This window comes from Streptomyces bauhiniae, from assembly GCF_004784475.1.
GTDB lineage: Bacteria > Actinomycetota > Actinomycetes > Streptomycetales > Streptomycetaceae > Streptomyces > Streptomyces seoulensis.
The window spans coordinates 644,390-671,160 of the sequence record NZ_SRRT01000004.1 but is presented as its reverse complement, the minus strand read 5'-3'; the positions used below and the strand labels follow the sequence as shown (position 1 = coordinate 671,160).

At 72.3% G+C, this 26,771-nt stretch carries 29 protein-coding genes; 17 read left to right on the top strand and 12 right to left on the bottom strand.

Annotation, left to right across the window (positions count from 1 at the left end):
• Position 1 precedes the first annotated feature (1 nt).
• From E5083_RS16865 to E5083_RS16855, 3 genes are read left to right on the top strand one after another with little or no spacing between them, the layout of a single operon-like run.
• Positions 2-994: an AraC family transcriptional regulator gene (locus E5083_RS16865; RefSeq protein ID WP_135786503.1), complete on the top strand. Its 993-nt coding sequence runs from the start codon at positions 2-4 to the stop codon at positions 992-994.
• Positions 892-1,638 (top strand): AzlC family ABC transporter permease, encoded by a 747-nt coding sequence (locus tag E5083_RS16860; protein ID WP_135786502.1) that lies wholly within the window; start codon positions 892-894, stop codon positions 1,636-1,638. Before E5083_RS16865 ends, E5083_RS16860 begins: the two co-directional genes overlap by 103 nt.
• Positions 1,635-1,943 carry an AzlD domain-containing protein gene (locus E5083_RS16855; RefSeq protein WP_135786501.1) on the top strand — a complete coding sequence of 103 codons (309 nt, stop codon included), beginning with the start codon at positions 1,635-1,637 and terminating at the stop codon, positions 1,941-1,943. The genes E5083_RS16860 and E5083_RS16855 overlap by 4 nt, the downstream gene beginning before the upstream one ends.
• A gap of 8 nt (positions 1,944-1,951) precedes the next feature.
• Here the strand turns inward: E5083_RS16855 and E5083_RS16850 are convergent, their stop codons facing one another.
• Positions 1,952-2,896, bottom strand: a complete 945-nt coding sequence (locus E5083_RS16850) for a prenyltransferase/squalene oxidase repeat-containing protein (RefSeq protein ID WP_135786500.1) — start codon at positions 2,894-2,896, stop codon at positions 1,952-1,954.
• A 79-nt stretch (positions 2,897-2,975) separates the two neighbouring features.
• Between E5083_RS16850 and E5083_RS16845 the strand changes: the two genes are divergently transcribed.
• Positions 2,976-3,170: a DUF3046 domain-containing protein gene (locus tag E5083_RS16845; RefSeq protein WP_031183082.1), complete on the top strand. Its 195-nt coding sequence runs from the start codon at positions 2,976-2,978 to the stop codon at positions 3,168-3,170.
• A gap of 301 nt (positions 3,171-3,471) precedes the next feature.
• Positions 3,472-4,611 carry an AI-2E family transporter gene (locus tag E5083_RS16840; RefSeq protein ID WP_244317532.1) on the top strand — a complete coding sequence of 380 codons (1,140 nt, stop codon included), beginning with the start codon at positions 3,472-3,474 and terminating at the stop codon, positions 4,609-4,611.
• A 7-nt stretch (positions 4,612-4,618) separates the two neighbouring features.
• Here the strand turns inward: E5083_RS16840 and E5083_RS16835 are convergent, their stop codons facing one another.
• On the bottom strand, positions 4,619-5,221 hold the full coding sequence (locus E5083_RS16835) for a CGNR zinc finger domain-containing protein (RefSeq protein WP_135786499.1): 603 nt from the start codon (positions 5,219-5,221) through the stop codon (positions 4,619-4,621).
• 38 nt (positions 5,222-5,259) lie between these two features.
• Between E5083_RS16835 and E5083_RS16830 the strand changes: the two genes are divergently transcribed.
• The 3 genes from E5083_RS16830 to recX all read left to right on the top strand — a co-directional run bounded on the left by E5083_RS16830 (position 5,260) and on the right by recX (position 8,566).
• Complete coding sequence (locus E5083_RS16830) at positions 5,260-6,420, top strand: MFS transporter (RefSeq protein ID WP_167513554.1); 1,161 nt, start codon at positions 5,260-5,262, stop codon at positions 6,418-6,420.
• A 211-nt stretch (positions 6,421-6,631) separates the two neighbouring features.
• Positions 6,632-7,768, top strand: a complete 1,137-nt coding sequence (gene recA, locus E5083_RS16825; protein WP_135786498.1) for a recombinase RecA — start codon at positions 6,632-6,634, stop codon at positions 7,766-7,768.
• 3 nt (positions 7,769-7,771) lie between these two features.
• Positions 7,772-8,566: a recombination regulator RecX gene (gene recX, locus E5083_RS16820; protein WP_135786497.1), complete on the top strand. Its 795-nt coding sequence runs from the start codon at positions 7,772-7,774 to the stop codon at positions 8,564-8,566.
• 53 nt (positions 8,567-8,619) lie between these two features.
• On the opposite strand, the gene E5083_RS16815 is transcribed toward recX, so the two are convergent.
• The 8 genes from E5083_RS16815 to E5083_RS16785 all read right to left on the bottom strand — a co-directional run bounded on the left by E5083_RS16815 (position 8,620) and on the right by E5083_RS16785 (position 15,078).
• Complete coding sequence (locus tag E5083_RS16815; RefSeq protein WP_425276728.1) at positions 8,620-9,033, bottom strand: rhodanese-like domain-containing protein; 414 nt, start codon at positions 9,031-9,033, stop codon at positions 8,620-8,622.
• The gene (locus E5083_RS16810) at positions 9,030-9,560 is read right to left on the bottom strand and encodes a cupin domain-containing protein (RefSeq protein ID WP_135786495.1); all 531 of its coding nucleotides are present in this window, start codon (positions 9,558-9,560) and stop codon (positions 9,030-9,032) included. Before E5083_RS16810 ends, E5083_RS16815 begins: the two co-directional genes overlap by 4 nt.
• A gap of 67 nt (positions 9,561-9,627) precedes the next feature.
• Entirely contained in the window at positions 9,628-9,714 is an 87-nt protein-coding gene (locus E5083_RS32150; RefSeq protein ID WP_324608464.1) for a putative leader peptide, read from the bottom strand.
• A gap of 76 nt (positions 9,715-9,790) precedes the next feature.
• Positions 9,791-11,410 (bottom strand): FAD-dependent monooxygenase, encoded by a 1,620-nt coding sequence (locus E5083_RS16805; RefSeq protein WP_135786548.1) that lies wholly within the window; start codon positions 11,408-11,410, stop codon positions 9,791-9,793.
• A gap of 234 nt (positions 11,411-11,644) precedes the next feature.
• Complete coding sequence (locus E5083_RS16800; protein WP_135786494.1) at positions 11,645-12,535, bottom strand: amino acid ABC transporter permease; 891 nt, start codon at positions 12,533-12,535, stop codon at positions 11,645-11,647.
• A complete protein-coding gene (locus E5083_RS16795; RefSeq protein ID WP_135786493.1) occupies positions 12,532-13,197 on the bottom strand; it encodes an amino acid ABC transporter permease in 666 nt (221 codons plus the stop codon). Before E5083_RS16795 ends, E5083_RS16800 begins: the two co-directional genes overlap by 4 nt.
• A gap of 130 nt (positions 13,198-13,327) precedes the next feature.
• Positions 13,328-14,158, bottom strand: coding sequence for a glutamate ABC transporter substrate-binding protein (locus E5083_RS16790; RefSeq protein WP_135786492.1), 831 nt, complete (start codon positions 14,156-14,158; stop codon positions 13,328-13,330).
• A gap of 143 nt (positions 14,159-14,301) precedes the next feature.
• The gene (locus E5083_RS16785; protein ID WP_086693898.1) at positions 14,302-15,078 is read right to left on the bottom strand and encodes an amino acid ABC transporter ATP-binding protein; all 777 of its coding nucleotides are present in this window, start codon (positions 15,076-15,078) and stop codon (positions 14,302-14,304) included.
• Between the two features lie 292 nt (positions 15,079-15,370).
• On the opposite strand from E5083_RS16785, the gene E5083_RS16780 reads away from it, so the two are divergent.
• Positions 15,371-16,060: a response regulator transcription factor gene (locus E5083_RS16780; RefSeq protein WP_130337398.1), complete on the top strand. Its 690-nt coding sequence runs from the start codon at positions 15,371-15,373 to the stop codon at positions 16,058-16,060.
• Positions 16,061-16,069: 9 nt separating this feature from the next.
• Positions 16,070-17,503 carry a sensor histidine kinase gene (locus E5083_RS16775; RefSeq protein WP_135786491.1) on the top strand — a complete coding sequence of 478 codons (1,434 nt, stop codon included), beginning with the start codon at positions 16,070-16,072 and terminating at the stop codon, positions 17,501-17,503.
• Here E5083_RS16775 and E5083_RS16770 read toward each other — a convergent pair.
• Positions 17,482-18,498: a TAXI family TRAP transporter solute-binding subunit gene (locus tag E5083_RS16770; RefSeq protein ID WP_135786490.1), complete on the bottom strand. Its 1,017-nt coding sequence runs from the start codon at positions 18,496-18,498 to the stop codon at positions 17,482-17,484. The two genes, E5083_RS16775 and E5083_RS16770, sit on opposite strands and share 22 nt — an antisense overlap.
• Before the next feature lie 121 nt (positions 18,499-18,619).
• Here E5083_RS16770 and E5083_RS16765 point away from each other — a divergent pair, with 121 nt between their 5' ends.
• From E5083_RS16765 to E5083_RS16755, 3 genes are all read left to right on the top strand, one after another.
• Positions 18,620-19,024 carry a pyrophosphohydrolase domain-containing protein gene (locus E5083_RS16765; RefSeq protein ID WP_135786489.1) on the top strand — a complete coding sequence of 135 codons (405 nt, stop codon included), beginning with the start codon at positions 18,620-18,622 and terminating at the stop codon, positions 19,022-19,024.
• A gap of 77 nt (positions 19,025-19,101) precedes the next feature.
• The gene (gene miaB, locus E5083_RS16760; protein ID WP_135786488.1) at positions 19,102-20,628 is read left to right on the top strand and encodes a tRNA (N6-isopentenyl adenosine(37)-C2)-methylthiotransferase MiaB; all 1,527 of its coding nucleotides are present in this window, start codon (positions 19,102-19,104) and stop codon (positions 20,626-20,628) included.
• A gap of 70 nt (positions 20,629-20,698) precedes the next feature.
• Positions 20,699-21,400, top strand: coding sequence for a class III extradiol dioxygenase subunit B-like domain-containing protein (locus tag E5083_RS16755; protein WP_135786487.1), 702 nt, complete (start codon positions 20,699-20,701; stop codon positions 21,398-21,400).
• Here the strand turns inward: E5083_RS16755 and E5083_RS16750 are convergent.
• Complete coding sequence (locus tag E5083_RS16750; RefSeq protein WP_135786486.1) at positions 21,397-21,660, bottom strand: antitoxin; 264 nt, start codon at positions 21,658-21,660, stop codon at positions 21,397-21,399. The genes E5083_RS16755 and E5083_RS16750 overlap by 4 nt on opposite strands.
• Before the next feature lie 182 nt (positions 21,661-21,842).
• On the opposite strand from E5083_RS16750, the gene miaA reads away from it, so the two are divergent.
• From miaA to E5083_RS16730, 4 genes are all read left to right on the top strand, one after another.
• The gene (gene miaA, locus E5083_RS16745; protein ID WP_135786485.1) at positions 21,843-22,781 is read left to right on the top strand and encodes a tRNA (adenosine(37)-N6)-dimethylallyltransferase MiaA; all 939 of its coding nucleotides are present in this window, start codon (positions 21,843-21,845) and stop codon (positions 22,779-22,781) included.
• Positions 22,782-22,888: 107 nt separating this feature from the next.
• Positions 22,889-23,389 carry a hypothetical protein gene (locus tag E5083_RS16740; RefSeq protein WP_135786547.1) on the top strand — a complete coding sequence of 167 codons (501 nt, stop codon included), beginning with the start codon at positions 22,889-22,891 and terminating at the stop codon, positions 23,387-23,389.
• A gap of 49 nt (positions 23,390-23,438) precedes the next feature.
• Positions 23,439-24,320, top strand: coding sequence for a diaminopimelate epimerase (gene dapF, locus E5083_RS16735; RefSeq protein ID WP_135786484.1), 882 nt, complete (start codon positions 23,439-23,441; stop codon positions 24,318-24,320).
• A gap of 284 nt (positions 24,321-24,604) precedes the next feature.
• On the top strand, positions 24,605-26,731 hold the full coding sequence (locus E5083_RS16730; protein WP_135786483.1) for a RelA/SpoT family protein: 2,127 nt from the start codon (positions 24,605-24,607) through the stop codon (positions 26,729-26,731).
• The last annotated feature ends 40 nt before the right edge of the window (positions 26,732-26,771 follow it).

The following is a 26,771-nucleotide window of genomic DNA, read 5'->3' as shown; positions in this document are numbered from 1 at the left end:
TATGGCGGGATCGGACGAGCGGGCACGGCACTGGCGGTACGCGGAACTGCCCGGCGTCGACCTGCTCCGCGCCCGCTACATCCGCAAGACCTTCGTCCGCCACACCCACGAGAACTTCGTGATCGCGGCCATCACGGACGGCATCGAGGTCTTCCACCACCGGGGCTCCGACGTCTCCGTGGGCGCGGGTGCCCTCGCCCTGGTCAACCCCGACACCCCGCACACCGGCCGCGCGGGCGTCCCCGAGGGCTGGCGGTACGGGGCGGTGTACCCCTCGCCCGAGGTGGTGGCCCGGATAGCCGCCGAGACGACCACCATCCGGGGCACGCCCGGCTTCGCCGCGCCGATGGTGGACGACCCGTACACCGTCCGCCTCGTCCACCAGGTGCTGCGCGCCGCCGAGGAGGGCAACGCGCTGGCCGCCGACACCCTGCTGAGCGTCGCGGTGACCCGGCTGCTGCGGCTCAACGGCGGCCCGCTGCCCGAGCGCCGCATCCGCTCGGCGGGGGCGGGAATCGCCGCACGCGCGCGTGCCGTGCTGGAGGAGCGGATGGCGGAGCCGCCCGGCCTGGAGCGCCTCGCCACCGACCTCGGCACCAGCCGCTTCGCCCTGCTGCGGGCCTTCCGGGACGCCTACGGCATGCCTCCGCACACCTGGCTCACCGACGCGCGCGTGCGCCGCGCCCGGCTCCTGCTGGACACCGGCACCTCACCCGCCGAGGCCGCCGCGCTCGTCGGCTTCACCGACCAGCCCCACCTCAACCGCCACTTCGCCCGCATCGTCGGCGTGCCTCCGGGGGCCTACCAGCGCGAACGCGAGAACCGCGAGAGCGCGGGTGGGCGCAACAACGTACAAGACGGCGCCGCGCGGGCGGCCGTAGCGTCCGGGGCGTGGCACAGCGACAGACAGCACTCGCGGACAGAGCCGCCGAGGACGTGGGAAAGCCGGACAGCGCCGTCGTACGGGACGCCCTCGGGGTCGGCGTCGCCGTAGGGCTCTCCGGCTTCGCCTTCGGCGTCACCTCGGCCGGCAGCGGACTCGGACTCCTGCAGACCTGCACACTCAGCCTCCTGGTCTTCACCGGCGCCTCCCAGTTCGCCCTCGTAGGGGCGCTCGCGGCGGGCGGCAACCCGTTCACGGCCGCGGCGGGCGCGTTCTTCCTGGGCGTGCGGAACGCGTTCTACGGGCTGCGGCTCTCGCAGTTGCTCGCCCTCCCGCGCGCGTTGCGGCCGTTCGCCGCCCAATGGGTGATCGACGAGACCACCGCCGTCACCGTGGCCCAGCCCGACCGCCGCTCCGCGCGGCTCGGCTTCACCGTCACCGGGCTCAGCCTCTACGTGCTGTGGAACCTCACCACCCTGCTCGGCGCCCTCGGCGCGCAGGCCCTCGGCGACACCGACGCCTGGGGGCTGGACGCGGCCGGACCCGCCGTCTTCCTGGCGCTGCTCGCGCCCATGCTGACCACGTTCACCGAACGCGCGGTCGCCGCCCTCGCGGTCGTCCTGGGCCTCGGCCTGCTGCCCGTCCTGCCCGCCGGGGCGCCCGTGCTGGTGGCGGCCCTGGCAGCGCCGCTCGCCCTGTTCGTCCAAGGACTGAACTCCGCGCGGCGGCCGGACGCCCCGGAGGAGGACCGTTGAACACCTGGCTCGCCATCGGCGCCACCGCGCTCGGCTGCTACGCCGTCAAGCTCGCCGGACTGCTCGTCCCCGCCAGCGCCGTGGAACGGCCGCTGGTCAAGAAGCTCGCCGCGCTGCTGCCGGTCGCCCTGCTGGCCGCGCTCACCGCCCAGCAGACCTTCGCCGACGGCCACGCCCTCGTCCTGGACGCGCGGGCCGCAGGAGTGGCCGCGGCGGCCGTCGCGCTGCTGCTCCGGGCGCCGTTCCTGGTGGTCGTCGCGGTCGCCGTGGTGGTGACCGCCGGCGTACGCGCCCTGACCGGCTGAGCGCCGGGTCAGCCGACGTAGCGGCCGTACGCCCTGAGGGTGCGCAGCGCCTCGATGGTCACGCCGGCGCGCGCCTCCAGCGCCGGAGCCGGTGCCCATTGCCGCCATCGGACCGGCCACCCGCCGTCCTCCTCCTGCTCGGCGGCGAGGAAGTCCAGCGAACGCGCCATCTCCTCGTCGGTGAACCACGCGCGCGCGAGCGAGCCGGGGGTGCGCGCGAAGTCGTGCGGGAAGTGGTGCTCGCCGGGCGCGTAGCCGGGGGCGACGGGGTACGCGTCGAGCTTGTCCGGGTCCAGCGCCGCGAGCCGCCGCTCGCGCACCAGGCGGCCGAGCCGGTCGGCGGCCGCTTCCGCGCGGGCACGGTCGGGAGCGGCGTCCAGGAAGGCCACGGCGGCCTCGACCTCGTAGGGATGCGACGCCTCCAGGGCGTCCACGGCCTGCCAGCAGAAGTCGGTGGCCCGGAACAGCCACGCGTGCCACACCTCGTTGCGGTGCAGCAGGCCCACCACCGGGCCCGTCGCCAGCAGCTCGCTCGGCGGGTCGTCCACCACCGGCACGAAGGGCGCCGCCGGATAGCCGCGCTGGCTCGGACAGACCGCGGGCAGGGCGCCGTCGGCGGTGGACACCGAGGTCAGATAGCGGCACACCCGCTCCACCCGCTGCCCGCCGCACCGGCCGACCGCGTCCAGCACGTGCAGCGCGCGGGCGGTGTGCAGCGGCTGGCTCACCGGGCCGCGCAGGTCGGGCTCCAGGGCGTGGCCGTAACCGCCGTCCTCGTTGCGATAGGCGTCCAGCGCCCGCTCCACCGGGTCCGCGCCGCCGTTCAGGAAGCGGTGCGCGAAGAGCCGCTGCTCCAGCACGCGCGCGGTGAGCCAGACGAAACGCTCCGCGCGGAGGAGCGGGGTGTGCGCCGGGCGCGCGGAGGGGAGTGAGGGACCACCTGATTCGGCCATGGACCAGACCGTAGAGCCCCCGGACCCCGCCGAGAACGGTCCCGGCCACTCCCGCCCCCCGAGGCGGGATACTTGAGGCATGCGGTTGACGGTCTTCTGGCAGCGGATGGCGGAGCACTTCGGTGCGGGGTACGCCGACTCCTTCGCGCGCGATCACATCATGTCCGAGCTGGGCGGACGGACGGTGCACCAGGCACTGGACGCCGGCTGGGACGCCAAGGACGTGTGGCGCGTGGTGTGCACCGTGATGGACGTGCCGGGGGACAAGCGCTGAGCCGCGGTCGTCGCCCGGCGTCGGGCGACATCGGCCGAAAGGCGGGGGCGAAATACGCGGATCGCCGGTCCCCCGGTCGACGGACGGTCCGAGGGGTGTGTTGACGGCCACATACCGAGTAGGTCACCCGGGCCCTCATACGGTCCGCGCTGTCGGTGGCGTGGGCGAGACTTGGCCCGTGGCACGCATCGACGACATCGAGCCGACCGACCCGCAGACGGCACCTCCGGCCGGGGCGGCGGCCTCCGCCGACGGCACGCCGCCGCGCGAGCCCGCGGCCGGTGCGCCGGGCGGTGCCCGGATGCCGCGCTGGCTGCCGCGCGCCATGGTGCTCGCGCTCGCACTGGTCGCGCTGTTCCAGTTGGGGAGCTGGGCCTTCCACGAGCTGACCGGGCTCCTCCTCAACATCCTGATCGCGTTCTTCCTGGCGCTCGCCATCGAGCCCGCCGTCAGCCGCATGTCCGCGCGCGGGATGCGCCGGGGGCTCGCCACCTTCCTGGTCTTCCTCGGCCTGGCCGTCGTCACCGCGGGCTTCTTCACCCTGCTCGGCTCGATGCTCGCGGGCCAGATCATCAAGATGATCGAGGGCTTCCCCGAGTACCTCGACTCGGTCATCAACTGGGTCAACCAGACCTTCCACCTGGAGGTCCGCCGGGTCGACGTCCAGGAGGGCCTTCTCCACTCCGACTGGCTGCGCAAGTACGCGCAGAACAGCGCCGCCGGCGTCCTCGACGTGTCCGCCCAGGTGCTCGGCGGGCTCTTCCAGATCCTCACCGTCGGCCTGTTCTCGTTCTACTTCGCCGCCGATGGCCCCCGCCTGCGCCGCGCCCTGTGCTCGGTGCTGCCGCCCGCGCGGCAGGCCGAGGTGCTGCGCGCCTGGGAGATCGCCGTCGACAAGACCGGCGGCTACATCTACTCGCGCGGCCTGATGGCGCTCATCTCCGGCGTCGCGCACTACATCCTGCTCCAGGCCCTCGGCGTGCCGTACGCGCCCGTGCTCGGCGTCTGGGTCGGCCTGGTCTCGCAGTTCATACCGACCATCGGCACCTACCTCGCGGGCGCGCTGCCGATGCTGATCGCGTTCACCGTGGCGCCCTGGTACGCGGTCTGGGTGCTGATCTTCGTGGTGGTCTACCAGCAGTTCGAGAACTACATGCTGCAGCCCAAGCTGACGTCCAAGACCGTCGACATCCACCCGGCCGTCGCCTTCGGCTCGGTCATCGTGGGCACCGCGCTGCTCGGGGCGGTGGGCGCCCTGATCGCCATCCCGGCGGTCGCCACGCTGCAGGCGTTCCTCGGGGCGTACGTGAAGCGGTACACGGTCACGGACGACCCGCGCGTGCACGGCCACCGGCTGCGCCGGCAGGGCCGCCCGGACACCTTCATCCGCCTCCGCCTGGGGCGCCCTCGGGCACCGGAGCCGGACTCCGAGGGCCAGTAGGGGCTCTCTAGGGGGCTTCCCGCTGGGCGCGGGCGCGGCGGTGGGCCGCGACGCGCTCGCGGGTGGCGCAGCGGCGTGAGCAGTAGCGGCGGGGCGGGCCGCTGCCCTGGGTGACATAGACGTTGTCGCAGCTCGGGGAGGCGCAGGTGCCGCCCGGTGGCCGCTGACGGTCCCAGAGCAGGACGGTGAGCGCCAGGCAGGAGGAGGCCAGGAGCCACTCGGCCCAGGGAGCGTCATCGGCGCGGTCCAGGTGGGGGTGCCAGGGGGTGGCGCCGTCGTGCGAGGAGAGCCTGAGGCGGCCGGTGTGCGCGTGCAGCAGGCGGTTGAGGGTCGCGGCGGCCGTGTTGGTGTCCTCGGCGGCGAAGACCTCGCGCAACAGGGCTGCGGACGCGCGCATCTCGGTGACCTCGCGCGGGGAGAGGCCGACGTCCGTCTCGCCGTACGCGCGGAGTACGGCTGTTACGTCCGCCGGGGCGGGGTGGTCGTCGGCGAGGGCGTTGATCAGGTCTGCGGTGCGCTGGGCCGTCGTCAGCACCGAGTGGCGGGTGGACCAGTCGTCGGGGGCGGGGCCGGAGACGGGGGTGGAGGGCACGGGGCGAATGTAACGCATATTGCGGACGTTTGAGTTACCTCCGTAACGTCGGGGTGGTGAAAAGGCGTTACGGGTTTGCCGCGTACCTCGCGGGCGCGGTGGCCGCCCGGGTGGGGGACGAGATGTCGGGGCCCGCGCTGATGCTGGGCGGGTTCGCGGTCACGGGTTCGGCCACTGCCGGGTCGGCACTGCTCGCGGGGGTCACGGTCTCCGCCGTGGTGGGTGGGCCGGTGCTGGGGCTGTTGCTCGATCGGGTGGAGCGGCCGGGGTGGTTGCTCGCGGGGGCGATGGGGCTTTACGGCGGGGGATTGGGGCTGGTTCTGCTCGGGCTCGGCCGGGTGCCCTTTGTCGCTGTGCTGGGGCTTGCCGTGGTGGTCGGGGTGGCGGGGCCTGCTGTGGCGGGTGGGTGGACGGCGCAGTTGCCTCGGGTGGTGCCTGGTGGGGGGTTGGGGCGGGCGAATGTCCTTGACGCCATGACGTTCGGGGTGGCGAGTCTGGCTGGTCCCGCGTTGGCGGGGGGTGTGGCGGAGGGGGTGGGGGCGGCTGGTGCGGTGGTGGTTGCCGGGGTGCTGATCGGGGTGGCGGTGCCTGTGGCGTGGGGGTTGCCGAGGGGGTCTGCTGGTCGGGAGGCGGCTGGCGGGGGTTTTGCTGCTGGGGTGCGGTTCGTGCTGGGGAATCCTGCTCTGGCGCGGGCGACCTTCACTTCGGTGGGCTGCTGTCTGGCGCAGGGGGTGCTTACGGCTTGCGTTCCCTTGCTGGGGGAGCGGGCGCTGGGCGGGGCGGCGCGTGGGGCGGTGTTGCTGTCGTGTGCGGCGGGGGCGGGGCTGGTGGCCAACGCTGTGCTTGCCCGGCTGGTGGTGGCGCCGGATGCGGTGATCCGCCTGGGCGCGCTGGTGCAGGCCGCCGGACTGGCGCTGGCGGCTACGGGGCGACCGGCCGCGTTGATCGGGGCCGCGCTGCTGATCGGCGCCGGCGAGGGGCCGCAACTGACGGCCCTGTTCGCCGTCCGGCACCGGGAGTCCCCGGACCACCTGCGGAGCCAGGTCTTCACGACGGGCGCCAGCATGAAGATCACGGGCTTCGCCTTGGGGGCTGCCCTCGCGGGGCCGCTCGCGGCCCGTTCCCTGCCGGGGGCTCTGCTGCTGGCGTCGGGGGTTGCCGCTGTGGCCTGTGTTCGGGGCCGCCCGCAGCCGGGCCGCGCGCTCGACCACACCTGACCCGCCGGAGGCCCGACGTGCTTGACACGAAAATCGAACATCCATTCTTATGGAAGCTCAGGCGAGGCCGACGGCAGGGATTTACGTACGGTTCGGGTAGGGATGTACCCCAGTTATCCACAGGCCGGGCCGGCGTCGGGGCGCGTTGTCAGTGGCAGGCGTTAGCGTCTTTGACGTGAAGCGATCGACTCAAGCAAACCGGGTGGAACCCATGGCAGGAACCGACCGCGAGAAGGCGCTCGACGCCGCGCTCGCACAGATTGAACGACAATTCGGCAAGGGCGCAGTGATGCGCATGGGCGAGCGGTCGATGGAGCCCATCGAGGTCATCCCGACCGGCTCGACCGCCCTCGACGTGGCTCTCGGTGTCGGTGGTCTGCCGCGCGGCCGAGTCGTGGAGATCTACGGCCCGGAGTCCTCCGGTAAGACGACCCTCACCCTGCACGCCGTGGCCAACGCGCAGCGGGCCGGCGGCCAGGTCGCCTTCGTCGACGCGGAGCACGCCCTCGACCCCGAGTACGCGAAGAAGCTCGGCGTCGACATCGACAACCTGATCCTCTCCCAGCCGGACAACGGCGAGCAGGCGCTGGAGATCGTGGACATGCTGGTCCGCTCCGGCGCCCTCGACCTCATCGTCATCGACTCCGTCGCCGCGCTCGTCCCGCGCGCGGAGATCGAGGGCGAGATGGGCGACAGCCACGTCGGTCTCCAGGCCCGTCTGATGAGCCAGGCCCTGCGGAAGATCACCAGCGCGCTCAACCAGTCCAAGACGACCGCGATCTTCATCAACCAGCTCCGCGAGAAGATCGGCGTCATGTTCGGCTCGCCGGAGACCACGACCGGTGGCCGCGCGCTGAAGTTCTACGCCTCGGTACGCATCGACATCCGCCGCATCGAGACCCTGAAGGACGGCACGGACGCGGTCGGCAACCGCACCCGCTGCAAGGTCGTCAAGAACAAGGTCGCCCCGCCGTTCAAGCAGGCCGAGTTCGACATCCTCTACGGCCAGGGCATCAGCCGCGAGGGCGGTCTGATCGACATGGGCGTGGAGCACGGCTTCGTCCGCAAGGCCGGCGCCTGGTACACGTACGAGGGCGACCAGCTCGGCCAGGGCAAGGAGAACGCCCGCAACTTCCTCAAGGACAACCCCGACCTCGCCAACGAGATCGAGAAGAAGATCAAGGAGAAGCTGGGCGTCGGAGTGCGTCCCGAGAAGCCCGCCGCCGAGCCGGGCACGGACGCCGCCGCGGTCACCGCGCCGGGCGCCGACGCCAAGGCCACGGACGCCAAGGCGGCCCCCGCCCCGGCCAAGGCCACCAAGCCCAAGGCCGCCGCAGCCAAGAGCTGACCCGTGACGCGACGAACCGACTGGGCCGAGTACGACCACTCCGCGTCCGGTGCCCCACGGGGGAGGGGCATCGGACGCGACCCGGCCACGGCCGCGCCCGGTGACGACGCGGACGGACCTGAGGACAGCCACCCGGCGCCACACCGGTCCGGGTGGGACGGCACACGCTCGGAGGGGTCCCACGGGGGCGGCTCCTCCCGGCGCGGCCGTCGGCGGCGCGGCTTCGGGGAGCCCGCCGGCACGGACGAGGACACCCCGCGCTCGTCGAGGGCCGGGCAACGGGTGTCCTCCACGGAGGCGGACCCGGCCGAGAAGGCGCGGAACATCTGTCTGCGCCTGCTCACCGGAACCCCGCGCACCCGCAAGCAGCTCGCGGACGCCCTGCGCAAGCGGGAGATCCCGGACGAGGTCGCCGAGGAGGTGCTGTCGCGGTTCGAGGAGGTGGGACTCATCAACGACGGCGCCTTCGCGGACGCCTGGGTGGAGTCGCGGCACCACGGCCGGGGGCTGGCCCGTCGCGCCCTCGCCCGTGAACTGCGCACCAAGGGCGTCGACTCGGCACTGATCGACGAGGCCGTGGGCCAGCTCGACTCCGAGCAGGAGGAGGCGACCGCCCGCGAGCTGGTGGACCGCAAGCTGCGCGCCACCCGTGGGCTGGACCGGGACAAACGGCTCCGCCGCCTCGCCGGGATGCTCGCCCGCAAGGGGTATCCCGAGGGCATGGCCCTCCGCGTCGTCCGCCAGGCGCTGGAGGAAGAGGGCGAGGACACGGAGTTCCTGGCGGAGGACGGTTTCTGACGGGCGGACAGAAGGGTCCGCTCAGGGCGCCGAGCCCCGAGCGGACGTACTGCTCAGGCCACCGGCTCCACCGGCAGCCCCGCCGCGCGCCACGCCTGGAAGCCGCCCACCAGGTCGGTCGCGCGGCGCAGCCCGAGCTGGTGCAGGGAGGCGGCCGCGAGGCTGGACGCGTAGCCCTCGTTGCAGATGATCACGGCCCGCAGATCGTGCCCGGTGGCCTCCGGCACCCGGTGGCTGCCCTGCGGGTCGAGCCGCCACTCCAGCTCGTTGCGCTCGATCACCAGGGCGCCGGGGATCAGCCCGTCCCGGTCGCGCAGGGCCGCGTACCGGATGTCGACCAGCAGGGCCTCGCCGTCGCGGGCCGCCTCGTGCGCCGCGCGCGGCTCGATACGCCGGTAGCCGGAGCGGACCCGCTCCAGCAGCTCGTCGATCCCGACCGGACGCAGCGCGTCGCCGTCGCCGCTCACTGCCAGTCCTCCGGGCTCTCGACCTGCTCCAGCCGGAGCACCTGGCCGGTGCGGCTGTAGCGGCGGATGCGCGGCAGCGGCGGGTAGTAGGCGTGGACCGAGACCGCGTGCCGGTCGGGGGAGTCGTTGAACACCTCATGCACATGGTGCCGGCCGAAGGCGCGGCCCTGACCGGCGCCGAGGCGGCGTTCGCGGTCGACGTCCTCGGTGAGTTCGAGGGTCCGCCAGCCGTCCGTGGGCAACCGGGCGGCCAGCGAGTTCTCGTGCAGCTCGCCGGACGCGGTGAGGAAGGCGCCGACCGAGTCGGCGTGGTCGTGCCAGCCCGTGCCGGTACCGGGCGGCCAGCCGATCAGCCACGCCTCGCTGCCGCCCGGCCCCTCCAGCCGGAGCCAGGTGCGGCCCTCGGGGTCGAGCGGGAGGGAGGCGATCAGTTCCGCGTCGGCGGCGGCGCGCCGGACGAAGTCGAGCAGCTCGGCCTGGCTTGGGGCCGAGGTGGGCGTGGGGGAGGTGAGGGGGGAGACAGACACGTGCACCGTCCTGAAGAGGGTTCGCCGAACGGGCGCGCGGCGGCGCCCGGAGAAGGGGGATGCGAATTCAGCAGGACGGGCGACACACGCAGCCCGCGTAGCGGAGCAGGTCCATATGGACCCTCCGCCACAGGCGTACACGGGTGTCGGTCACGATCCGGAGTACAGCATGCCGCCGCACTCCGGTCAATCGGTCGTCATCATGTGGACAGTCAGGGGCGCGCCCGAGGTCAGCGCGCCCCCGAACCGGCCTCCGCCTCTTCCTTCAGGGCGTCCTCCAGCGGTGCCGCGCCGCCGAGCGCGGCCTCCGCCGCCGCGTACAGATCGGCGGGCCGTACCCCGCTGAGCGCGGTCACCAGATGGCCGTCCGGACGGATCAGGAGCACGCTGTGCGCCGGGGCTCCCGGATAGCTCTCCGCGACCAGCAGCTCCGCCCGGTGCGGCAGCGCGGTCACCGCGGCCGCCAGCCGGGGCATGACCCCGGCGGACATCCAGTGCTTGCGGTCCCACACCCCCGTACCCGGCGCGATCAGGACGACGAGCAGCGCCCCCCGGCCCAGCCGGTCGCGCAGCCGCACGAAGGAGCCGTCCTCCGCGGTGACCCGTACATCGGCGACGGGGGCGCCCGGCTCGGTGTCGACCGGGATCTCGCCCTCCAGGTAGCGGGGCGCGAGCGGCGAGGTGGCGTACGCCCCCGGTTCGCCGAGCGCACCGCGCCCCAGGTGACCGTCCGTCACCAGGGTGTCGTGGTTGCGGGACGCGCCGGGCATGTAGCCGCGCAGTCCGCCGGTGCCGCGCAGCACCGGGAGCAGTTGGTCGGCGGCGCGCAGCCGGGTGGCGACCACCGCGCGCCGCTCGGCCTGGTAGCTGTCGAGCAGCGTCTCGTGCGCGCCGTGGTGCCAGGCGACGGCCAGCTTCCAGGCGAGGTTGTCGGCGTCCCGCAGCCCCTCGTCGAGGCCCTGCGTGCCGAGCGCGCCCAACAGGTGGGCGGCGTCCCCGGCGAGGAACACCCGGCCGGAGCGCCAGCGGCGGGCCAGCCGGTGGTGGACGGCGTGCACACCGGTGTCCAGGAGGTCGTAGGCCGGAACCGCGCCGCCGGTCCAGCCGGCGAGGGTCTTGCGGACGTTGCTGACCAGGAATTCGGGCGTGATCAGGTCCTTGCCGGCCGGCAGCAGCCAGTCCAGGCGCCAGGTGCTGTCCGGCAGCGGCCGGGCGCTCACCTCTGTGGAAGGGTGGCCGGACGACCGCCACGGCGGCATCCGGTGCAGCAACGCGCTGCCTTCCCACGGGAGTTCGACGCGCAGGGTGGCGACCGCGTGCCGCTCCACCGCCGTCCGGCCGGGGAAGCGGATGTCCATCAGCTTGCGGACGGTGGAGCGGGGGCCGTCGCAGCCGACCAGATGACTGCCCCGCCACCAGGTGCCCCGCGGGCCGCGGGTGTGCGCGGTGACACCGGAGCGTTCCTGTTCGAGGGAGTCGAGACGGCTGTCCAGGGCGACCTCGACCAGCGGTTCGGCATCGGCGGCCGCGCGCAGGGCGGCGGTGAGGATGTGCTGCTCGACGTGGAGCGGCGCGGGGTCCCCGGCCGCGAAGGCGATCTCGCCCACCACCTGCCGGCGCCGCTGCGACCGCCAGCCGGTCCAGCGCAGCCCCAGGTCATCGGCCCGTACCGAGGTCAGCCGCTCCAGCAGTGCGGCGGTGTCCTCGCGCAGGACGACGGTGCGCGCCGGCCGGGGCTCGTCCTTGCCGCCGGTCTCGTCGAGCACGACGGACGGCACCTCCTGACGGGCCAGCGCCAGGGCGAGCGTGAGCCCGACAGGCCCCGCTCCGACGATGATCACCGGGTCCACGGTGTGGCGCCCCCTGCCCATGACGATGCCTCGACGAACACGCGGGAACAGGAAGGTGAAGCGGGGTGCACGATCACAGAACGTATGCAACCCATTGGCAGAGTATGCGTCAAGTGACCGGGGCCCGTGGCGATCACCCCACCAGGATCGGGCACGGAGCCCCGGACCGCAATGGGGGGCCGGAACGGCGCACGCACGCCGACCCGGCCCCCCAGGGGCTCTTCTGAGCAGGTGTCAGACGGACACCGCACCGCCGGCGTCGCCCGCGTTGAGGTCATCGACCGTGCCGGCCCCGAGCACCGCGCCGGTGCCGCGCGTGCTGCGGCGCAGCCGGCCCTCCAGCCAGGAGGCGAAGGAGGTGAGCAGGAAGTTCAGCACGATGTAGAGGACCGCCACCACGGCGAAGCTCTGGATGACGTTGGCGTAGTTGGCCGCCAGGGTGCTGCGGGCGTTGAGCAGGTCGGTGAACTGGAGCATCACACCGCCGAGCGCCGTGTCCTTCACGATCACCACGAGCTGGCTGACGATGGCCGGGAGCATCGCGGTGACGGCCTGCGGCAGCAGGATGCCCGCCATCGTCTGGCCCTTGCGCAGGCCGATGGCGTACGCGGCCTCCGTCTGCCCCTTCGGCAGCGAGAGGATGCCCGCCCGGACGACCTCGGCGAGCACCGAGGCGTTGTACAGCACCAGGCCGGTGATGACGGCGTACAGCGGCCGGGAGTCGCTGGGGATGTCGGTGGAGCGGACGTAGAACTCAGCGGCGAACAGCATCAGCAGCAGTACCGGGATGGCGCGGAAGAACTCCACGACCACGCTCGCCGGTACGCGCACCCAGCGGTGGTCGGACATCCGGGCTATGCCGAATATCGCGCCCAGGGGCAGCGCGATCACCATGGACAGCGCGGCGGCCTTCAGGGTGTTGCCGAGGCCGGGCAGCAGATAGGTGGTCCACGCCTCGCCGGTGGTGAAGGGTTTCCACAGCGCCCATGCCAACTGGCCCTTGTCGTCCAGCTTCATCACGGCCCACCACAGCACCAGGCCGAGCAGGGCGAAGAAGACGACCGAGAGGACGACATTGCGCGTCCGGGCGCGGGGGCCGGGCGTGTCGTAGAGGACGGAACTCATCGCTTCACCGCCAGTCGCTTGCCGAGCCAGCCCAGGAAGAGGCCGGTCGGCAGGGTCAGTACCACGAAGCCGAGGGCGAAGACGGTGCCGATGGCGAGGGTCTGGGCCTCGTTCTCGATCATCGACTTCATCAGGGTGGCGGCTTCGGCCACGCCGATGGCGGCCGCCACCGTGGTGTTCTTGGTCAGGGCGATCAGGACGTTGGCCAGTGGGCCGATGACCGCGCGGAACGCCTGCGGCAGCACGATCAGCCGCAGCGTCTGCGAGAAGCTCAGCCCGATGGCGCGGGCCGCCTCGGCCTGCCCGAGCGGCACCGTGTTGATGCCGGAGCGGATCGCCTCGCACACGAACGCCGCCGTGTAGGCGATCAGCCCGAGCACCGCCAGTCGGAAGCCCTGGATCTTGAAGTCCTCGGCGCCCATGGTGACGCCGAAGATGTCGGCGAGGCCGAGCGAGGTGAACAGGATGATGATCGTCAGCGGGATGTTCCGCACGATGTTGACGTAGGCGGTGCCGAACCCGCGCATCAGCGGGACAGGACTGACCCGCATGCCGGCCAGCAGGATGCCCCAGACGAGGGAGCCGACGCCGGAGAAGACGGTGAGCTGCACCGTCGTCCAGAACGCCCCCAGGACGTCGTAGCCTTCAAGAAAGTCGAACACGTTCTCCCGCGCTTCCGGGTGTGTGGCCTACGGGGTGGTCGGGGCGCGCCGCCGTCCGGGAAGCGGTGGACGGCGGCGCGGGCCGTGGACCGTGCGGAGCCCGCCAGGTCCTCGCGTCGTGGAGCCGGGACTACTTGACGATGTCGCCGATCTTCGGGGCGGGCTCGTTCTTGTAGTGGGCCGGGCCGAAGTTCTTCTCGACGGCCTTGTCCCACGACTTGTCGGAGACCATCTGCTCCAGCGCCCTGTTGATCTTGTCGACGGTCGCGGAGTCGCCCTTCTTGACGCCGATGCCGTAGTTCTCGTTGCTGAGCTTCAGACCCGCGAGCTGGAACTGGCCCTTGTACTTGTCCTGCGCGGCGAAGCCCGCGAGGATCGAGTCGTCCGTGGTCAGCGCGTCCACGGCGCCGCTCTGGAGACCGGCGACGCACTCGGAGTAGCCGGACAGGGGACGCAGGTTGGCCTTCGGGGCGATCGTCTTCTGGACGTTCTGCGCCGAGGTGGAACCGGTCACGGAACACAGCTTCTTGCTGTTGAGGTCCGTGCCCTTGGTGATGTCCGAGCCCTTCTTCACCAGCAGGTCCTGGTGGGCCAGCAGGTACGGGCCGGCGAAGTCCACCTTCTGCTTGCGCTCGTCGGTGATGGAGTAGGTGGCCGCGATGAACTTGACGTCGCCGCGCTGGAGGGCGTTCTCGCGGTCGGCGCTCTTGGTCTGGACCCACTCGATCTGGTTCGGCTGGTAGCCGAGCTTCTTGGCGACGTAGGTGGCGACGTCCACGTCGAAGCCGGAGTAGGAGCCGTCCGGCTCCTGCAGACCGAGACCCGGCTGGTCGAACTTGATGCCGATCTTGATCTTCTTGCCGCCCGAGGCGTCGTCCTTCTTGTCACCGCCGCAGGCGGTGACGGACACGGCGAGGGCGAGCACCACGGCGGAGGCGGCGGTGACCTTGCGGAGCTTCATGGTGGACATCCTTTGCGTGATGCGTGACGGAGCGAACGTGAGAAAGAGCGCGAGGACGCGGGCCGCCGCGCGGACGGCGCCGGGCCGCCCGGAGATCCGGACGGCCGGGGCGGCACGGTCGGCGCGGGAGCCCGGCCCCGGGCTCAGTGGTGCAGGATCTTGGACAGGAAGTCCTTGGCCCGGTCGCTGCGCGGATTGCTGAAGAACTGCTCGGGGGCGGCCTGTTCGATGATCCGGCCGTCCGCCATGAAGACCACGCGGTTGGCGGCCGAGCGGGCGAAGCCCATCTCGTGGGTGACGACGACCATCGTCATGCCCTCGCGGGCCAACTGCTGCATGACCTCGAGGACTTCGTTGATCATCTCGGGGTCGAGGGCCGACGTGGGCTCGTCGAAGAGCATCACCTTCGGGCCCATCGCCAGCGCCCGCGCGATGGCCACGCGCTGCTGCTGGCCGCCGGACAACTGCGCCGGGTACTTGTCGGCCTGGCTGCCGACGCCGACCCGGTCGAGCAGGGCGCGCGCCTGCTCCTCGGCCTTCTTCTTGTCCGTCTTGCGGACCTTGAGCTGGCCCAGCATCACGTTCTCGAGCACGGTCTTGTGCGCGAAGAGGTTGAAGGACTGGAACACCATCCCGACGTCCGCCCGCAGCCGGGCCAGCGCCTTGCCCTCCTGGGGCAGCGGCTTGCCGTCGATGGTGATGCTGCCGGAGTCGATCGTCTCCAGACGGTTGATGGTGCGGCACAGGGTCGACTTGCCGGACCCGGACGGCCCGATGACCACGACGACCTCGCCGCGGCCGATCGTCAGGTCGATCTCCTGGAGCACATGCAACGCGCCGAAGTGCTTGTTGACGCTCTTCAGGACGACCAGGTCGTCGGACGCGGCCACGTCTTCCTTGGCCACCGCTACTTCGGTCATCGCTCTCGGGCTCCGTCCTCCTCGGTTTCGGTGGACAGTAGTGACGACCCCGCGTCGGCGTCACCACATCTGAGGTGAATCTGAGCATCACGATCCGATAGCAATCGGACACGTGTCGTAGCACTTGCGTTCTGTGCGCGTATCGGCCGGATAACGGAAGGCTTGGGCAACCGGAACGCTCTTGACGGCGTCGTCCTTCATCGGCGTCACTGCATGGTGCACACGCGCGCACCATCGGTACGCGCCCGAGAAGAACCCAGACCGTACGAACGCTGAACCGAAGGGGGCCGGTATGAGACTGCTGCTCGTCGAGGACGACAACCACGTCGCCGCGGCCCTCTCCGCGGTCCTCGCCCGGCACGGCTTCGACGTCACCCACGCCCGCAGCGGCGAGGAGGCGCTCCAGGCGCTCGTCCCCGAGGGTCCCGGCTTCGGCGTGATCCTGCTCGATCTCGGCCTGCCCGACCAGGACGGCTACGAGGTCTGCGGCAAGATCCGCAAGCGCACCGGCACCCCGGTCATCATGGTCACGGCCCGCTCCGACATCCGCTCCCGCATCCACGGGCTCAACCTGGGCGCCGACGACTACGTGGTGAAGCCGTACGACACCGGCGAACTCCTCGCCCGCATCCACGCGGTGAGCCGCCGTACCGTCCCCGAGGACGCTGTGACCGGCGACGACAGCGCCGCCCTGCTGCTCGGCACGGTCCGTATCGAACTGCCCACCCGGCAGGTCAGCGTGGCCGGGGCCACCGTCGCGCTGACCCGCAAGGAGTTCGACCTGCTCGCGCTGCTCGCCCAGCGGCCCGGTGTGGTCTTCCGGCGGGAGCAGATCATCAGCGAGGTGTGGCGCACCAGTTGGGAAGGGACCGGGCGCACGCTGGAGGTGCATGTGGCGTCGCTGCGCGCCAAGCTGCGCATGCCCGCGCTGATCGAGACCGTGCGCGGGGTCGGCTACCGGCTCGTCGCCCCGGCCGGATAGCGGGGCCGGGTGCGCACTCGGCTCCTGCCGCTGCTCATCGTGCTGATGGCGGCCGTGCTCCTCGCGCTCGGCGTACCGCTCGCCGTCAGCGTGGCCGCGGCCGAGCAGCAGCGCGTCATCGTGGACCGGATAGACGACACCGCGCGCTTCGCCGCGCTCGCCCAGTTCGTCACCGACACCCCCAGCGGCAGCCGCTCCACCGCCCCCGACGAGCGCCTCCAGACCCTCCACCGCGAGCTGGAGAGCTACCACGACGTCTACGACATCCGTGCCGGCGTCTTCTACAGCGACCGCTCCGCCATGGTCAACGCACCCGGCGACTGGTTCGTACCGCAGGAGGGGGCGGTCCGGGCGGCCTTCGAGGAGGCGCTGCTCAGCCGCCGCAGCCACGACCCCGGCCAGGTGTGGCCCTGGCAGCGGTCCCGGCTCGTGGTCGCCTCGCCGGTGATCCGGGACGGAGACGTGGTCGCGGTCGTCGTCACCGACTCGCCCACCGAGCAGATGCGGTGGCGGGTCCTGCGCGGCTGGGCGCTGATCGCGGCCGGGGAGATCGCGGCGATGCTGCTCGCGGTGGGCGCGGCGCTGCGGCTGACCGGCTGGGTGCTCAGGCCGGTGCGCATCCTGGACGCCACCACCCACGACATCGCCACCGGACGCCTGAAGTCCCGCGTCGCGGTTGGTGGCGGGCCGCCCGAACTGCGGCGACTGGCACGGTCGTTCAACGAGATGGCGGACAACGTCGAGGACGTGCTGGAACAGCAGCGCGCCTTTGTCGCGGATGCTTCCCATCAACTGCGCAACCCCCTTTCGGCTCTGTTGCTGCGGATCGAACTGCTCTCTCTCGAACTCCCCGAGGGCAACGAGGAGATCGCCTCCGTGCGCACCGAGGGCAAACGGCTGGCCCAGGTGCTGGACGACCTGCTCGACCTGGCGCTGGCCGAGCACGCCGAGACCGAGGCCCGGCTGACCGACATCGGCGCCCTGACCGAGGAACGGGTCGCCGCCTGGACACCGACCGCCGAGGCCAAGGGCGTCCGGCTGATCGGCGACTGCCCGCCCACGACCGCCTGGGCCGACGCGATCTCCCTGTCCAGCGCGCTGGACGCGGTGATCGACAACGCGGTCAAGTTCACCCCCGAGCACGGCACGGTCGAGGTCGGTGTCCTCGCGAGCGGTGACACCACCACGGTCCAGGTCACCGACACCGGGCCAGGCCTGACCGACGACGAACTCGAGCGCGTGGGCGACCGGTTCTGGCGCAGCGGACGCCATCAGAACATCAAGGGCTCAGGGCTGGGCCTGTCCATCACCCGCGCCCTGCTCGCCGCGACGGGCTGCTCCATCTCCTACGGCCACCACGAGCCCGAGGGCCTGCGGGTCACCGTCACCCTGCCCCGGCAGGCCCCCCTCCCCGGCCCCCGTCAGGGCTTGACGGAGCGGTAGTAACGCCGGGCGCCGGTGTGCAGGGGGAGCGGGTCGGTGTAGATGGCGGTGCGCAGATCCACGCGCTGCGCGGAGTGCACATGCTTGCCTATCTCGTCCCGGCTCTTGATCACGATGCGGGTTATCCACTCCGTGAGCCTCGGGTCCAGGTCCGAGCGCGTCATCAGCAGGTTGGACACCGCGATGGTGGCCACCGTGGAGCCGCCCTGCACGAGCGGATACGCGGACTCCGGCATGTTCGTCGCGCGGTAGTAGCGCGCCGGCTCCCCCTCGGCGTGCAACCGGGAGACGAGCTTCCCCTCTATCGGTATGAACCGGAACCCCGACTTGTCCGCCAGCTCCGTCAGCCCACCGGTCGGCAGGCCACCGGACCAGAAGAACGCGTCGATGTCGTGGTCCGCCAGCATGTCCGGGCCGGTGTCGATCCCCGCGGACACCGGGACGATGTCCTTCTCCGGGTCGATCCCGGCGGCCTTCAGCACCCCGTTCGCGATCAGCCGCACCCCGGAGTTGGGCAGCCCGGTGGCCACCCGCTTGTCCCTCAGGTCGGCAACGCTGTCGATCTTGGCGCCGGGCGCCACGATGAGCTGCACATAGTCGTCGTAGAGCCGGGCCACCCCGCGCAGCCGGTGCTCGGCGGGGTGCGCCTGCTCATACGTCTGTACCGCGTCGGCCGCCGCGATGGTGAAGTCGGCCTTGCCCGACGCCACCCGCTGCACGTTCTCCTGTGAACCGGCGCTGCTGGTGAGCTTCACCGTCAGACCCGGCATGTCCTTCGCCAGCTCGTTGCGCAGGCGGCGGCCGTACTCCTCGTACACCCCGCGGGTGCCGCCGGTGCTGAACACGATCGTCCCGCTCGGCGGCTTCTCGCCGAGCGGCGCCAGCCACCAGAGCAGCAGACCGAGCACCACGACTCCCACGCCCGACGCCCACAGCAAGCGGCGCCGGCCGGGCAGCCGGGCGGAGATCTCGGCGAACGGGAACACCTTGGACATGCGGGCGATCCTGCCAGGCCGGAAGCGGCCGGACCAGGGCTGTGGACAACCGGACGGCCCTCGCTCCTGCCGCCTGTGGACAACCGGCCGGGGTGTCGGAGGAGCCGGTTACAGTCGCCGCATGAGCACTTCTCCCGCCCGTCTCGTCAGCGAGTTCCACCGCGCCTTCGGTCTCGACGCCCGCGCCATACCCACCGAGATCAGTCCCGAACTCGCCGCGCACCGAGGGGAACTGCTCGCCGAGGAAGCGGCGGAGGCGGCCGAGGTCTCGGTCACCGGCCCGCTCGACCACCTCGCGCAGGAACTGGCGGACGTGGTCTACGTCGCCTACGGCACCGCCCTGGTCCACGGCATCGACCTCGACGAGGTGATCGCCGAGATCCACCGCGCCAACATGAGCAAGGTCGGGCCGTCCGGCGAGATCAGCCGCCGCGAGGACGGCAAGGTCCTGAAGGGCGACCACTACCGGGCGCCCGACGTGTCGGCGGTCCTGCGCCGCCAGGGATGGACCCCGGCCGAGCGCTGACGACCCCGCTGTGTCCCCGGTCACCGGCCGCCGGGAGCGGGGACGGAGGGCCTCCGGGGACCGCCTACCCTTGACCCATGACCACCAGCAGCGACCGGAGCCCGGCAGTGGACGTTCGAGAAGCCAAGACGTACGAGGTGCGCACCTACGGGTGCCAGATGAACGTCCACGACTCCGAGCGATTGTCCGGGCTGCTCGAGGACGCCGGTTACGTACGGGCGCCCGAGGGTTCCGACGGGGACGCCGACGTGGTCGTGTTCAACACGTGCGCGGTCCGCGAGAACGCGGACAACCGGCTCTACGGCAACCTCGGCCGGCTCGCGCCGCGCAAGGTGTCGCGCCCCGGGATGCAGATCGCGGTCGGCGGCTGTCTCGCGCAGAAGGACCGCGACACCATCGTGAAGCGGGCCCCCTGGGTCGACGTGGTCTTCGGCACGCACAACATCGGCAAGCTGCCCGTCCTGCTGGAGCGCGCCCGCGTCCAGGAGGAGGCGCAGGTCGAGATCGCCGAGTCGCTGGAGGCGTTCCCCTCCACCCTGCCGACCCGGCGCGAGAGCGCGTACGCGGCCTGGGTGTCGATCTCCGTCGGCTGCAACAACACCTGCACCTTCTGCATCGTCCCGGCGCTGCGCGGCAAGGAGAAGGACCGCCGGACCGGCGACATCCTCGCCGAGATCGAGGCGCTGGTCGCCGAGGGCGTCAGCGAGATCACCCTGCTCGGGCAGAACGTCAACGCCTACGGCTCCGACATCGGTGACCGCGAGGCGTTCAGCAAGCTGCTGCGGGCCTGCGGAAAGATCGAGGGCCTGGAGCGCGTCCGCTTCACCTCCCCGCACCCCCGCGACTTCACCGACGACGTGATCGCCGCCATGGCCGAGACGCCGAACGTGATGCCGCAGCTCCACATGCCGCTCCAGTCCGGCTCGGACACCGTGCTGAAGGCGATGCGCCGCTCGTACCGGCAGGAGCGCTACCTCGGCATCATCGAGAAGGTCCGCGCCGCCATCCCGCACGCGGCCATCACCACCGACATCATCGTGGGCTTCCCCGGCGAGACCGAGGAGGACTTCGAGGAGACCATGAAGGTCGCCCGCGAGGCCCGCTTCGCCCAGGCGTTCACCTTCCAGTACTCCAAGCGCCCCGGCACCCCGGCCGCGACCATGGAGGGCCAGATCCCCAAGGAGGTCGTGCAGGCGCGCTACGAGCGCCTCGTCGCCCTCCAGGAGGAGATCTCCTGGGAGGAGAACAAGAAGCAGGTCGGCCGCACCCTGGAGCTGATGGTCGCCGAGGGCGAGGGCCGCAAGGACGGCGCCACCCACCGCCTCTCCGGCCGCGCCCCCGACAACCGCCTGGTCCACTTCACCAAGCCGGACGAGGAGGTGCGCCCCGGCGATGTCGTCACCGTCGAGGTGACCTACGCCGCCCCGCACCACCTGCTCGCCGAGGGCCCGGCCCTCGCCGTGCGCCGCACGCGCGCGGGCGACGCCTGGGAGAAGCGCAACGCGGCCGAGACCGCAGAGAAGGCCGGAGTCATGCTCGGCCTGCCGAAGATCGGCGTCCCCGCGCCGCTGCCGGCCGCCACGAGCGGCTGCGGCTGCGACTGACTCGTACCGCGCCTCATCCCTGGTCCACGGCATGCGCGGGCCGGGGGTGAGGCGGGTTACGCTGCCGATCATGCTTGTCGCAGCCGCCGTCTGCCCGTGCCCACCGCTGCTCGTCCCCGAGGTCGCCGCGGGCGCCGCGCCCGAACTGGACGCCGCCCGAGCCGCCTGCGCGGACGCGCTCGGCGTGCTCGCCGCCGCCCGCCCCGACCGCCTGGTGGTCCTCGGCCCCGCCGAGCAGGGCGGGCACTATCCGCAGGGCGCGCGGGGTTCGTTCCGGGGCTTCGGCGTCGAGCTGGATGTGAGGCTCGGCCCCGGGGAGGCACCCGGTCCGGAGCTGCCGGCTTCTCTGGCCGTCGCCGCGTGGCTGCTGGAGCGCATCGGCTGGGCCGAAGTGCCGGTCGAGGGAGTGGCCGTGGACGCGGATCTCCCCGCCGGCCAGTGCGCCGAACTCGGCGCGGAGATCACCGCCGGGAACGACCGGATCGCCCTGCTGGTGATGGGCGACGGCAGCGCCTCCCGCACGCTCAAGGCCCCCGGCTACCTCGACGACCGCGCGGCCCCCTTCGACGCCGAGGCCGCACGCGCCCTCGGCACCGCCGACCTGTCGGCCCTCGCCGCACTCGACGCCGGGCTCGCCCGCGAACTCCAGGCGTCCGGCCGCGCCCCCTGGCAGGTCCTCGCCTCGGCTGCCGAGGGCGCGGGCCTGGGCGGCACCCTGCTGCACGACGAGGCGCCGTACGGCGTCGGCTACCTCGTCGCCGCCTGGAACTAGCCCTTCGGCGGGGTGTGGGGCGGGGTCTGCGGGCCCTCGCCGGGCTTGTGGCCCTCCTGGCCGAGGCGGTCCACCGCTTCCTTCGCCTTGTCCGTACCGGCGTGGATCTTGTCGGTGTACTTGCCCTTGGTCTGCTTGTCGACCACCTGCGCGGCCTTGTCGAGACCGTCCTGCACCTTGTCGCCGTGCTGGCGGGCCAGGTCCGTCACCTTGTCCTTGGCCGGGCCGAGCGCGGCCTTCACATTGTCGAACAGACCCATGATCCACCTTCCGGAACTACCCAAATGCGCGTGATGCGGCGCTTGTGAGGGACGTTTACCCCTCCCCACCGGGCATCACACCACGCGATCACCCAGGCCACGCCCGTAACCCCTGCCCGCCGAGTCGCACGTCATTCACCGTCGGCCACCGGCGGGGCCGCGCGGTTTGCGAGACTGGTGCGGTGAGCAGTGCATCCCCCGCCCCCCGTGTCATCGCCGTCGTCGGCCCCACCGCGGCCGGAAAGTCCGACCTCGGCGTCTTCCTGGCCCAGCAGCTCGGCGGCGAGGTCATCAACGCCGACTCGATGCAGCTCTACCGGGGGATGGACATCGGCACCGCCAAGCTCACCCCCGAGGAACGCGGCGGAATCCCGCACCACCTCCTCGACATCTGGGACGTGACGGTCGCCGCCTCCGTCGCCGAGTACCAGAAGCTCGCCCGCGCCCGCATCGACGCCCTGCTCGCCGAGGGCCGCTGGCCGATCCTGGTCGGCGGCTCCGGACTGTACGTGCGCGGCGCCGTCGACAACCTGGAGTTCCCCGGCACCGACCCCGAGGTCCGGGCCCGCCTGGAGGACGAGCTGGCCCTGCGCGGTCCCGGCGCCCTGCACGCGCGCCTCGCCGCCGCCGACCCCGAGGCCGCCCGCGCCATCCTGCCCAGCAACGGCCGCCGCATCGTCCGCGCCCTGGAGGTCATCGAGATCACCGGGCGCCCGTTCACCGCCAACCTCCCCGGCCACGACTCGGTCTACGACACCCTCCAGATCGGCGTCGACGTCACCCGCCCCGAGCTGGACGAGCGCATCGCGCGCCGGGTCGACGTCATGTGGGAGGCCGGGCTCGTGGACGAGGTGCGCGCGCTGGAGGCCCAGGGGCTGCGCGAGGGCCGTACCGCGTCCCGGGCGCTCGGGTACCAGCAGGTGCTCAACGCGCTCGCCGGACAGTGCACCGAGGAGGAGGCGCGCGTGGAGACCGTGCGCACCACCAAGCGCTTCGCGCGCCGCCAGGACACCTGGTTCCGGCGGGACCCCAGGGTCCACTGGCTCAGCGGGGCCGCGGCGGACCGCGGGGAACTTCCGGGGCGGGCGCTGACGTTGGTCGAACGACCGGTCACAGCCTGATCACGTCCTGGCATCGGGATGCGCCACCGGTCAGCCCGGCCTCCGGCGCCGTGCCATCATCGAGCTTCGATCGACCAGTGAAGTCCTAGTTGGGAGGGCGCGTGGCGATGGAGGCCGGCCCTCGTGACACCGCAGCAGGCACCGAGCACCTCACCACCGACGGTGACGAGTCCGGCGTCGAGGACCGTCTGACCGACGACGGCCCGGACGACCTCCCGATCGTGGTCGTCGCCGACGGACCGACGCCCGAGGAGATGTTCGCGGGCGGCCCCGAGGTCGAGGTGGAACTGCGCCCCCAGCGGCGGCTGCGCATCTGGCAGCTCGCGCCCATCGTGGGTCTGGCCGCGCTCGGCTCGCTGATGTTCGCCTTCCCGCTCGCCTTCGACTTCGGCGACAGCGGCGCGGTCATCGCCATGCTGGGCCTGCTGATCTGCTCCTGCGCCGCCGGGTGGGGCATGATGGCCGCCCGCCGCGTCGGCTACACCTGGCCCGGCCTGCCCCCGCGCGGCTCCGGCCGCCGCGCCGACTGGCGCGTCGCCCTCTCCTACGCCCTGCTCGTGGGCGTCGTCGCGGTCCTCGCCGTATGGCGGGTCGCCCGCCTGCGCTAGGGGGTGTCCGCCCCCGGACGGTGTCCGGGGCACCCCGTACGATCGAGGGATGAGCACGCGGATCGCATTCCTCAAGGGGCACGGCACCGAGAACGACTTTGTGATCGTGCCCGACCCCGAGAACGCCCTCGACCTGACGCCCGCCGCGGTCGCCGCGCTCTGCGACCGCCGGGCCGGCATCGGCGGCGACGGGGTGCTGCACGTGGTGCGCTCCGCCGCGCACCCCGAGGCGCGGGAGATGGCCGGCGAGGCCGAGTGGTTCATGGACTACCGCAACGGCGACGGCTCGGTCGCCGAGATGTGCGGCAACGGGGTGCGTGTGTTCGCGCGCTACCTCCAGCACGCCGGACATGTGGGCGAAGGTGACCTCACCATCGCCACGCGCGGAGGCGTGAAGCGGGTCCACATCGCCAAGGACGACGCCGGCGCCGGAGACGTCACCGTCGGCATGGGCCGGGCCCGGCTGCCCGAGGGCGAGGTCACGGTCAGCGTCGGTGGGCGGAGCTGGCCGGCGCGGAACGTGAACATGGGCAACCCGCACGCCGTCGCCTTCGTGGACGACCTCGCGCACGCCGGTGACCTCTACAGCGCGCCGCCGGTCGGCCCGGAGGGCGCCTACCCGGACGGCGTCAACGTGGAGTTCGTCGTCGACCGGGCCCCCGGCCACGTCGCCATGCGCGTGCACGAGCGCGGCTCCGGCGAGACCCGCTCGTGCGGCACGGGCGCGTGCGCCGTCGCCGTGGCCGCCGCCCGGCGCGACGGCGCCGACCCGGCCGCCACCGGCACCCCGGCGACGTACGCCGTGGACGTGCCCGGCGGGCGGCTGGTCATCACCGAACGACCGGATGGTGAGATCGAGATGACGGGTCCCGCCGTGATCGTCGCCGAGGGTGAGATCGACGCCGAGTGGCTGGAAAGCGCGACCCGCTGACCTGGACGGACCGGTCACCGGTGGCTCCGCACGCCGGGGACCAGCCGTTCTCCGACAGCGAGGCCGTTCGAAACCGCGGCCGACGGGAGGGCACGTGGCGCAAAATCTAAACCTCCGTTCCGTCGCTCGAATGGGTGATCCGTTTCACGCTGGCCGAGAGGCGGTCGGTAGCACGTGATGGGCTCGATAGCATCAAGCACCGGCACGGACGGGGGAACGTCGCCAACCCTGAGCCGCGTATGCCCTTCGGGCCCCGTCCGCCGGTCCACGAGCCGGAGGTGCCCATGAGTGCGGAGGCCACGAACCCCGCGAGCCCAGGCCCGGTAGCGCCCACGGCGCCCACGGTGGCCCGCAGGAAGTCCCGGCCCCGGATCGACCTGCGCAGGCTGGGCCGGGCCGCGCTGCTCGGCCCCGCCGTCCGGAGCAAGCTGCCCGACGCCATCGGACACATCGCCGAGGCCCACCGCGCCCACCACCCCGACGCCGACCTCGACCCGCTGCGCCGCGCCTACCTCCTGGCGGAGACCTCCCACCGCGGCCAGATGCGCAAGAGCGGCGAGCCGTACATCACCCACCCCCTCGCCGTCACCCTCATCCTCGCCGAACTCGGCGCCGAGACCACCACCCTGACCGCCTCCCTCCTCCACGACACCGTCGAGGACACCGAGGTGACGCTCGACCAGGTCGGGGAGGAGTTCGGGAAGGAGGTCCGCTATCTCGTCGACGGCGTGACCAAGCTGGAGAAGGTCGACTACGGCGCCGCCGCCGAGCCGGAGACCTTCCGCAAGATGCTCGTCGCCACCGGCAACGACGTCCGCGTGATGTCGATCAAACTCGCCGACCGGCTGCACAACATGCGCACCCTCGGCGTGATGCGCCCCGAGAAACAGGCGCGGATCGCCAAGGTCACCCGCGACGTCCTCATCCCGCTCGCCGAACGCCTCGGTGTGCAGGCCCTCAAGACCGAGCTGGAAGACCTCGTCTTCGCCATCCTCCACCCCGAGGAATACGCCCGCACCAGCGAACTCATCGCTCAGAACGCGGCCGGGGGAGACCCGCTGGCCGAGGTCGCCGACGAGGTGCGCGCGGTGCTCCGCGAGGCCGACATCCCGGCCGAAGTCCTCATCCGGCCCCGCCACTTCGTCTCCGTCCACCGCGTCTCCCGCAAGCGCGGCCCGCTGCGCGGCACCGACTTCGGCCGCCTGCTGGTGCTGGTGAACGAGGACGCGGACTGTTACGCCGTCCTCGGGGAGCTGCACACCTGTCTCACCCCGGTGGTCTCGGAGTTCAAGGACTTCATCGCCGTACCGAAGTTCAACCTCTACCAGTCGCTGCACACCGCCGTGGCCCGCCCGGACGGACAGGTCGTCGAGGTCCTCATCCGCACCCACCGCATGCACCAGGCCGCCGAGGCCGGGGTGATCGCGCTGGGCAACCCCTACACCCCGCCCGCCGAGGAGCAGACCGCCGGCCTCGACGGCGAGCGGGCCGACCCCACCCGCCCCGGCTGGCTCTCCCGCCTCCTCGACTGGCAGCGCGGCGCCCCCGACCCCGACACCTTCTGGTCCACCCTGCGCGACGACCTCGCCCAGGACCGCGAGATCACCGTCGTCCGGCCCGACGGCGGCACCCTGGGCCTGCCCGAGGGCGCCACCTGCGTCGACGCCGCCTACGCGCAGTACGGCGACGACGCCCACGCCTGCATCGGCGCCCGCGTCAACGGCCGCCTCGCCGCCCTCGGCACCGTCCTCCGCGACGGCGACACCGTCCAGCTCCTCATGGGCCAGGACCCCGCCTCCGAGCCCTCCCGCGAATGGCTGGAGCACGCCCACACCCCGGCCGCACGCATCGCCATCCAGCGCTGGCTCGCGGCCCATCCCGGCGCCGACGCCCGCCCCTCGGACACCACCGACGGCCCCGGCGGCAGCCGCCCCGCCAGCAGCGCCCCCGCCGCGCGCCCCCGGGGCGCCGACGTACTGCTGGACCGGCCGGGCGGCCCGGTGCGCCTGGCCGGCTGCTGTACGCCCGTACCGCCCGACGACATCGTGGGCTTCGCCGTGCGCGGGGGAGCGGTGACCGTGCACCGGGTGGAGTGCTCCATGGTCGAGGACATGAAGGGCCGGGGGCGCGAGGAGATCGCCGTGCGCTGGGGGGACACCACCGCGTGCCGGGTCACCCTGGTCGCCGAATCGTTCAGCCGTCCTCATCTGCTCGCCGACCTCACCGAGGCGATCGCCGTGGAGGGCGCCGAGATCGTCTCGGCCACCGTGGAGTCCCCCAATCAGCAGCGGGTCCGCCACACCTACACCCTCCAGCTCCCCGACGCCGCCGAACTGCCCGCCCTGATGCGCGCGATGCGCGACGTGCCCGGCGTGTACGACGTCAGCCGCGCCCAGGCGCCCGCCGCCTGACCGACCCGATCGGGTGGGCCTGGCGCGCGCCGTCGCCACC

Excerpts from the sequence above, each read along its gene's own strand:
- E5083_RS16790 (WP_135786492.1), bottom strand. The coding sequence starts at position 14,158 with ATGAAGCTCCGCAAGGTCACCGCCGCCTCCGCCGTGGTGCTCGCCCTC.
- E5083_RS16750 (WP_135786486.1), bottom strand. The coding sequence starts at position 21,660 with ATGGGTCTGTTCGACAATGTGAAGGCCGCGCTCGGCCCGGCCAAGGAC.
- E5083_RS16770 (WP_135786490.1), bottom strand. The coding sequence starts at position 18,498 with ATGTCCAAGGTGTTCCCGTTCGCCGAGATCTCCGCCCGGCTGCCCGGC.
- dapF (WP_135786484.1), top strand. The coding sequence starts at position 23,439 with ATGAGCACGCGGATCGCATTCCTCAAGGGGCACGGCACCGAGAACGAC.
- E5083_RS16740 (WP_135786547.1), top strand. The coding sequence starts at position 22,889 with ATGGAGGCCGGCCCTCGTGACACCGCAGCAGGCACCGAGCACCTCACC.
- E5083_RS16835 (WP_135786499.1), bottom strand. The coding sequence starts at position 5,221 with ATGCGTTACATTCGCCCCGTGCCCTCCACCCCCGTCTCCGGCCCCGCC.
- E5083_RS16730 (WP_135786483.1), top strand. The coding sequence starts at position 24,605 with ATGAGTGCGGAGGCCACGAACCCCGCGAGCCCAGGCCCGGTAGCGCCC.
- recA (WP_135786498.1), top strand. The coding sequence starts at position 6,632 with ATGGCAGGAACCGACCGCGAGAAGGCGCTCGACGCCGCGCTCGCACAG.
- E5083_RS16765 (WP_135786489.1), top strand. The coding sequence starts at position 18,620 with ATGAGCACTTCTCCCGCCCGTCTCGTCAGCGAGTTCCACCGCGCCTTC.
- E5083_RS16780 (WP_130337398.1), top strand. The coding sequence starts at position 15,371 with ATGAGACTGCTGCTCGTCGAGGACGACAACCACGTCGCCGCGGCCCTC.
- E5083_RS16850 (WP_135786500.1), bottom strand. The coding sequence starts at position 2,896 with ATGGCCGAATCAGGTGGTCCCTCACTCCCCTCCGCGCGCCCGGCGCAC.
- E5083_RS16785 (WP_086693898.1), bottom strand. The coding sequence starts at position 15,078 with ATGACCGAAGTAGCGGTGGCCAAGGAAGACGTGGCCGCGTCCGACGAC.
- E5083_RS16755 (WP_135786487.1), top strand. The coding sequence starts at position 20,699 with ATGCTTGTCGCAGCCGCCGTCTGCCCGTGCCCACCGCTGCTCGTCCCC.
- E5083_RS16840 (WP_244317532.1), top strand. The coding sequence starts at position 3,472 with ATGCCGCGCTGGCTGCCGCGCGCCATGGTGCTCGCGCTCGCACTGGTC.
- E5083_RS16800 (WP_135786494.1), bottom strand. The coding sequence starts at position 12,535 with ATGAGTTCCGTCCTCTACGACACGCCCGGCCCCCGCGCCCGGACGCGC.
- miaB (WP_135786488.1), top strand. The coding sequence starts at position 19,102 with ATGACCACCAGCAGCGACCGGAGCCCGGCAGTGGACGTTCGAGAAGCC.
- E5083_RS16865 (WP_135786503.1), top strand. The coding sequence starts at position 2 with ATGGCGGGATCGGACGAGCGGGCACGGCACTGGCGGTACGCGGAACTG.
- E5083_RS16845 (WP_031183082.1), top strand. The coding sequence starts at position 2,976 with ATGCGGTTGACGGTCTTCTGGCAGCGGATGGCGGAGCACTTCGGTGCG.